Source organism: Sphingomonas sp. (assembly GCF_035317925.1).
Taxonomy (GTDB): domain Bacteria; phylum Pseudomonadota; class Alphaproteobacteria; order Sphingomonadales; family Sphingomonadaceae; genus Sphingomonas_I.
The window spans coordinates 1-7267 of sequence record NZ_DATHFV010000028.1 but is presented as its reverse complement, the minus strand read 5'-3'; the positions used below and the strand labels follow the sequence as shown (position 1 = coordinate 7267).

The 7267-nt window shown below is 68.0% G+C and carries 6 protein-coding genes and 1 pseudogene; 1 reads left to right on the top strand and 6 read right to left on the bottom strand.

Annotated features, from left to right (window positions below):
• The 6 genes and pseudogenes from VK533_RS01990 to VK533_RS01965 all read right to left on the bottom strand — a co-directional run.
• Window positions 1–511 (bottom strand): substrate-binding domain-containing protein (locus VK533_RS01990; RefSeq protein WP_324374513.1); only part of this gene is annotated, 511 nt, incomplete at its 3' end.
• Window positions 508–1605 (bottom strand): hypothetical protein, encoded by a 1098-nt coding sequence (locus VK533_RS01985; RefSeq protein ID WP_324374511.1) that lies wholly within the window; start codon window positions 1603–1605, stop codon window positions 508–510. The genes VK533_RS01990 and VK533_RS01985, both read right to left, overlap by 4 nt.
• Window positions 1606–1900: 295 nt before the next feature.
• A pseudogene (locus VK533_RS17220) lies at window positions 1901–2117 on the bottom strand (transposase); the annotation flags it as partial.
• A 237-nt stretch (window positions 2118–2354) separates the two neighbouring features.
• Entirely contained in the window at window positions 2355–3911 is a 1557-nt protein-coding gene (locus tag VK533_RS01975; protein WP_324374507.1) for a HAMP domain-containing sensor histidine kinase, read from the bottom strand.
• Window positions 3908–4609, bottom strand: coding sequence for a response regulator transcription factor (locus VK533_RS01970; RefSeq protein ID WP_324374505.1), 702 nt, complete (start codon window positions 4607–4609; stop codon window positions 3908–3910). Before VK533_RS01970 ends, VK533_RS01975 begins: the two co-directional genes overlap by 4 nt.
• Window positions 4610–4620: 11 nt before the next feature.
• Complete coding sequence (locus VK533_RS01965) at window positions 4621–6147, bottom strand: DUF4173 domain-containing protein (RefSeq protein WP_324374503.1); 1527 nt, start codon at window positions 6145–6147, stop codon at window positions 4621–4623.
• 158 nt (window positions 6148–6305) lie between these two features.
• Between VK533_RS01965 and VK533_RS01960 the strand changes: the two genes are divergently transcribed.
• Window positions 6306–7267, top strand: a 962-nt coding sequence (locus VK533_RS01960) for a TonB family protein (RefSeq protein ID WP_324374501.1), incomplete at its 3' end; no start/stop codon positions are given.

Genomic DNA, 7267 nt, shown 5'->3' with positions numbered 1-7267 from the left:
CCTTGCCGGTTACCGAAGTGGCGATCGACACCAAAGCCGAAAGCCCGCTGTTCGAGGCGGCCGGGTTGGTCATCGCATAGCGAAAGCGGCCATCGGCCGCGGCTTTGCCGATCTCGGCCCAAGTGGGGGCATGCGCGTCCCATCCCAGCCGGTGCGCGACATCCGGCTTCACGCCGAGCAGGACCTGCGAATACATCGTCTTGGTCGAGGCCGCGGGTTTGCGCGCCAGCGCCAGCGAGGTGTAGGCGCCGTTCGCGACCCACGCCGCGTCGACCTTTTCGCCGCTGTTGATGCGATCGATCACGTCGAGCGAGCCGGCATTGTCGAACACGACATTGATGCCGGCCTTGTGCGCGGCGTCCTTAACCGTCGGCTCGATGTCCTTGAGCTCGGATCCGGCGAGGATGTGAAAGGCGTTGGGATCATTGGCGTCGCCAGCGCCGCCGCCCTGCGAGCAGGCCGCCGCGAACAAGGCGAGCGCGGGCGCGAGGCATTTGAAGAATATCCTCATTGGAGCTTCTCCTGGATCACGGTGATCATGGTTTCGAGCGTCGAGAAGCTCGGCGGGTCGACCACGTCGATCAAAGTATCGGGCGCGGCGATGCCGGCGGTCCGCCACGCTTGCGGGATCGCGGCGCTCGACGGGAGGCGATAGCCGTAACGCTGCGCCGCGGCGCGGATCGTGGGATCGTTGGCGAGGAGGTCGCCGAGACGCCGCGCGGCATCATTGTAGGGCACGAACACGTTCTTCGAGAGAATGGTCGGGGAGGGGTAGAGCAAAACCATCTCGCTGCGCCGTGCCGCATCCGGCTTGAGCAGATATTCGATCACCTGGCTCTCATAGGCGAACAGTAGGGGGGTCTTGCCCATGCCCATCGCGGCATAGTCGGAGAAGGGATCGGCGCTGCTTTCTTCCTGGAAACCCTGGCGCAGGAACAAGGGCGCGAGCTTTTCCGCCATGGCGTTGGCGGTGGCCTTGTCGTCGACGACCTGATCGCCATTCTCGACATAGCTCAACAGCGCGAGATACATCGCCGCCGAGTTGGAGCGGCGGACGTCGGTGGTCGTGACGAGAATGGCCTTCCCGACCGGGAAGCCTTCGGCATGGTCGAGCTGGTTCCACCTTTTGCCGGCGAGCATCAATTCGGCGAGCTTGTGCATGTCGACGCGGCGGAACTGGCCCGCGCCGGAGACGATGCCGTTCGCCTGGAGTATGTCCGCGATCGGCTTCCACGTCGCGATCACCATCGGGGTGTAGATCGGCGTCACGTCGCCCGCGGCGTGCGCGCGCGCCTTGAGCTCGGCGGCGGCGGGCGCGCCCGAGGGCCAGCCGAAGGCATAGGCGCCGGGCTTGAAACTGGTAACGATCTCGCGGCTGCCGACCTTGTCGACGCGCAGCGCAAGACCCGCTTTGCCGAGCGCGCTCACCACATCGGGATCGGCGAGGAGCGGTCCTTTCTCGGAGCCGATCGCGCCCACGATCTGGGCGGTGGCGGCAAGCCGCGCATGCGTCGCCGCCACCTGATGCGACCGGTAGATGCCGAAGCCGACGCCCGCCAGCACGAGGATCAACAGCAAGGCCGGCAGGACCCGCGCGATCTTCATCCTCATTCCTCCCCCAAAGATTCTGGTCGCGACGTTACTATCATTCGGGGTTTGCGACATCTTTGTTGAAGTTATGAGGCAGCGTCCCCCACGCGATCCGGCGCACGCTCCGCCCGGCCCGGTATTTTTTCCGACGCGTCGGCCTCGGTGGATTTCTAGGCGCTGGCGCGCCAGGCCACCGCATCGTTCGCGACGATCGGCGTTCGTTGATAGCTAGGCGGCACGTAGGCCGTGGCGGCGTCGATCAGTTCGACCCGTCCGTTGCGGGCATCGGACACCGCACGGACGATGCGCGACCACAGACCGGCATCGCGCCAGCGGATGAAGCGGGCGTGACAGGTGCCGGATGGTCCGTATCGTGCGGGGATGGACGCCCACGACCGCCCCGTTCGCAGGCGCCAAAGGATGCCGTTGAGCACGCGCCGATCGTCGACCCGCCTGATGCCGCGCGCCTTGGGCAGCAACGGTTCGATCGCATGCCATTCGAGATCGTTGAGGTCTGACGACGTCAGGCCAAAGCCCCTGCGGGGAGGTCTCACTCAAAACTCCATTACGCCAAACTTACACACAGCGATCACGGGCACCGCACAGGCGGTACGCATGCACATGCCGATCTGTTGGCTCCCCCAACATTCCGACCCCGTGGGACTCCTATAGGGACTCGGGGCCGGCCTCGGCCCGCAACCGCCCCCGAAACGGACTGGAAGGACCACCAACCTGCACCGCTTCGGTGAAGGGACCCTGCTGCGTCAGGCGAGCGGAAGGTCGAGTGCGAAGTGTGCACCCTTGTCGTCGTCCTCCAGCCGGATCGTGCCGTTGCAGGCATCGAGCAGGGAGCGGGCGATCGGCAGGCCGAGGCCGGTGCCGCCGTCCGCGCGCCGCGTGGTGAAGAATGGCTCGAACAGCCGCTCGCGGTCGGCCGGGGCGATGCCCGGGCCATCGTCCGCCATGTCGAGGCGAATGCTGTCGGCCAACAAAGTCGCCGCGATCGTGCAGCGCGCCGCACCGGCGCGGCGACTATTGTCGATCAGGCCGCCGATCACGGTCTCGATCGTGCCCGCCGGGACCGCGACCGGCGGCAAATCCGGCGGCAGCTCCAGCAGGACCGCGAAGCCGGGGACCGAATAGGCATCGGCCAGCCGCCGCAACAGCATCGTCAGATCGCTCGCCTCCGCGCCGGCCGGCGTCATGTCGGCGCGCGCCAGTTCGAGCAGGCGGGTGACGAGCAAAGCCAGCCGTTCGGCATCGACCGCGGCATTGCCGAGGAAGCGTCGCCGCTCGGCTTCGGACATGGTGGCGTGATGATCCTGCAGCAGCTCGACCGCGCCGCGAATGCCGGCGAGCGGGGTCTTGAATTCGTGGCTTACCGCATGCGCGAAATCGCGCAGGTAACGCGATCGCCGCTCGATCGCGGCCGCCATCGCGGTGAAGTCGGCATAAAGCGCCTGGATTTCGATCGCGGCGGTTTCGGGCATTTCCGGCATCGCCACCACCGCGCCGCGCGCGACGTCGCGGGTCGCCAGGCCGAGCCGTTCGATCGGGCGGACGATGCCGCGCGAGAGGAGGCCGCTCAGCACGACCACGAAGCCAAGGATGATCGCGAAGCCGAACGCAATCTTCCCGGCGTCGGCATACAACCCCATGTAGAGCGCCGGCGGCGAGCGCGACAGCAACAGCACCCCCACGGTGCGGCCGTTCACGACGATTGGCCGGGCATGGTGGAGCCTGAGGTCGGCCGAGCGGCTGAGCCATTCCACGGGCAGCGTGCGGTTGTAGGCTGCGTTCCGGCGCAGCACCGTATCGGGCGTCCCGTTGAGCGCGGCGGCAACCTCGGGCAGGGTGGCATAGCTGCGCCCGGTGAGCGGGCCGAGCGCGATGCGGCCGCGCGCGTCGAGCAGCAGGACCGAAGCGAGCGTGGTCCGTGTCGTTTGCGCGATCACGGGCGCGATCCGGGCGGCGGCGATCCGGGCCGCCGTGTCGACCGTTCCCAGCGCGGCTGCCGGGGCGGGGCGCTCGGGCAGGATCGGCGAGCCGCGCAGGTCGATCGTCGGCGGTTCCGGTTGATAGAGGCGGTTGCGGTCGATCGCGAACCCCGGCCAGGCGGCGGCGGTTGCCGCCGACAAAGCAGCGCTCTCGGCGATCAGCTCGCTCTCGGTCTGGCGTACGAGCGTGTTCTCATAGACGCGCAGGAACAATGCGCCGAAGCCCGGCAGCGTCGCGACCAGGATGAAGGTGCTGAGCAGGATCGTGCGCAGGCCGAGCCGGGGCCAGTGCCGCTTCGCGATCGTTTTGAGGCGCGCGATCATGCCCCCGCGCAGGCGCCGATGCGGTAGCCGACACCCGCGCGGGTTTCGATCACATCGTTCGCGCCGGCCTTGGCGAATTTGGCGCGGAGGTTGCGGACATGGCTGTCGATCGTGCGGTCGGTGACGGCGAAGCCGGGGCCGTGCAGCCGATCGATGATCGCGTCGCGGCTGAAGATCTTGGACGGCATCGCCACCAGGGTCCGCAATATCCCGAATTCGGTGACGGTCAGCGGCACCTCGGCCTTGTCCCAGCTTGCGCGCCAGCCGTCCGTATCGAGCGCGAGCCGGCCATGGTGGAGCGTGCCGGTCACCGACTGGGCTTCGGGCGGATGGGCTGAGACGCGGCGTAGGATCGCCATCACGCGCGCCACCACTTCGCGCGGGGAAAATGGCTTGGTCACATAATCGTCCGCGCCCAGCTCGATGCCGAGCACGCGATCGATCTCGTCGTCGCGCGACGACAGGAACAGGATCGGCAGCGTGCCCGATGCGCGCAGGCGGCGGCAGACCTCGATCCCGTCCATGCGCGGCATGTTGATGTCGAGGATCAGCAGATCGGGCGCATGCGCCGCCACCGCAGCCAGCGCGGCCTCGCCATCCTCCGCCTCGATCGCGTCGAGCCCGGCCTTGGCGAGCGCGAAGACGATCAATTGCCGGATATGCGGATCGTCGTCGGCAACCAGGATCGTGCGAGGCATGGGACACTGGATCACTGCGCGGGGCCATCGGTCAAGTCTGCCGCCGTTCCTTGCGAGCCGTCGCAATTCCGGAACGCCCCCGCTTTCAGGGCCTGCGGCTGCGGCGGCGTGGGCCCGAGCAACATCTGCGCGCGCGCCAGCCGTGACGCGCCGTGCGGGGTCCAGCTCTCCCAGGTGGATTGGCGCGCGGCGAGACGGTCGAACAATGCGCTGCGGACATAGCGAACCCGGTCGAGCGTCTCCGGCGGCAACGGGCGATGTTCGAGATAGATCAGCGGGAGCAAGCCCGGCGCCCCCATCTGGCGAAGATAGCAGAGATCTATGGTGGATCCGGCGCCGCCGACTTCGCGCGCATGCCGCACGTTCCAGGTTGCGGCGGTCGCGTCGAGATCGACAAAGCAGCAGGGGATCAGCACCAAAGTCGCCGTCAGCGCATTGGCGTTGATCAGCCAGCGCGCGCTGCGGGCGAACCACATCCGCCAGCAGATCAGCATCAGTCCCGTGGCGACCAACGCCATCCAGGCGAGCGCGGCGATCCGCCACGCGGTGAGCTCGAACTGCTCGATATATTCGATCGTGCGCAGCGCGCTCGATGCGACCAGGAACACGTTCTGCGCGACCCACAGGGCGACCAGCCGGCGCGCGAGCGGATTGGCGGCCGTGCCCGGGCGCAGCATCGTGATGACGAAGAAGCCGGCGAGCAACGCGGTCGCGATCAGCGGGTAGGCGCCGCGATGGACATATTCGGTCATGCTCATGCCCGCGGGCAGCGCCGCGCCGCTCCACAGGAAGGCGATGTCGAGCCCGTTCTGCAGCGCGAACAACGCGTTGAACAAACCGAGCGCGAGCAGGACCGACGGCAGCGACGTGCCGGGGAGGCGGATGCCGGGTTCGGGCAGGTGCGCGGCGAGGCGGGTAACGATGCGGTGCGGGCGCAAGGCCGGCCAGACCAGCAAGGTCACCAATGTCCATTCGATCAACTGGCCGGGCGTGGGTAGCTGGATGCGGCTCAATATGTCCGCGATCACGGGGTTGGCGTTGGCGAACAAGGCGGTGAAGAGCGCGGTGCCGATCAGCGGCAGCGCGAGCAAAGCCGCCAGCGAGCGCAGCGAAACCTTGCCGCCACGCGAGCGCAGGTGCGCCAGGCGGACCATGTCCGCGATCGGCGTCAACGGCCCGCTCAGCCCGTGGAGCAGCAGTCGCGCGGCCCAACGCCACGCATCGTCGAACCCGGCGGTACGCGGCAGCAGGGCGGCAATCGACAGCGCCGACCAGAACATGGCCCAGGCGAGCGGGCCGGGATCGTAAGCGAGCGCGACGCAGAACAGCGTGGCGAGGCTCAACGCGACCGCCGCCGATAGCTGCGGACGCCGCACCGCCGGCCGGGCGAGGATCAGCCCCAGCAGCCAGAGGAACGCGAAGGCGCCGATGACGGTGCCACCCGCAAAATCGGGGAAGAGCCAGTCGAACGCGGTGACCAGCAGGATGGTGATGCCGATCTTGAGCAGGAATCCATAGTTCCGGGAAAGCACGCGCATAGGTCGATCCTCGCCGTTGAGGATCCGGCACTAGGGACGCGATCGCGCGTGCGTGTGGCGCGCCTTTGCTGATCCTGTCCCTTCTTCGTGCAGAAATGGTGCAGACGTGTCGCCTGGACGCTGGCGCGCGGCGCGTTCGTCTCTACAGTGACAGGCGAATGCTGCTCCTGCTGCTCAGTTCGATTGCCGCCGCGCCGCCCGCGCCGTCGCCGCAGCCGATCGATATAGTCACCTGGATCACCGCGGACGATTATCCGAAGCCGGCGCTGCGCCAGAATGTCGAAGGCGCGGTCGGCTATCAGCTCGACATCGACCCCGACGGCAAGGTGACGGGCTGCCATGTCACCGCGTCGAGCGGCCAGCCTTTGCTCGACCAGCCGACCTGCGATCTGCTGCTGCAGCGCGCGCATTTCGCGGCGCCGCGCGACGGCGCCGGGAGGCCGATCGCCTCGACCTTCAGCAGCCGCATTCGCTGGACCCTGCCCAAGCCGCCGGTGATGATGGCGCCGCCGCCCTGGGGCAGCCCGCAACGTTTCACCCCGCGCCCGGCCTTCCGCCTGCCCCAGCAGCCGATTTATGAGCCGACGCCCGATCCGGTGAACGATCCCGCCGCGACCGCGCCGCCGGCCGATCCGCGCGTGCGGTTCGGGCAATTGCCCAACGGACTGCGCTACGCGATCCTCGCCAACGGCACGCCGAATGGTGCCGTATCCTTCCGTCTGCGGATCGGGGTCGGTTCGGCCGACGAGACGCCGGACCAGGCGGGCTATGCCCATCTGGTCGAGCATATGATCTTCCGCGGCAGCACCAACGTGCCCGACGGCGAGTTCGAACGGTCGCTGGAGCAGATGGGGCTGGCGATGGGATCCGACACCACCGCCTTCACCTTTCCGGAAGAGACGGTGTTCGGGCTCGATTTCCCGGCGTCGCGGCTGTCCAACGTGACGACCGGCCTGTTCCTGCTGCGTGAGGTGGCGGATCGCGCGCTGATCGCGCCGGGGCCGCTGACGGCGGAGCGGGGCGTGGTCCTGTCCGAACGGCGCGTGCGCGACAGCGCCAATCTGCGAATGGAAAACAGCCGGTTCGACTTCCTGCTGCCGGGCCAGCCGGTGGCGCGCCC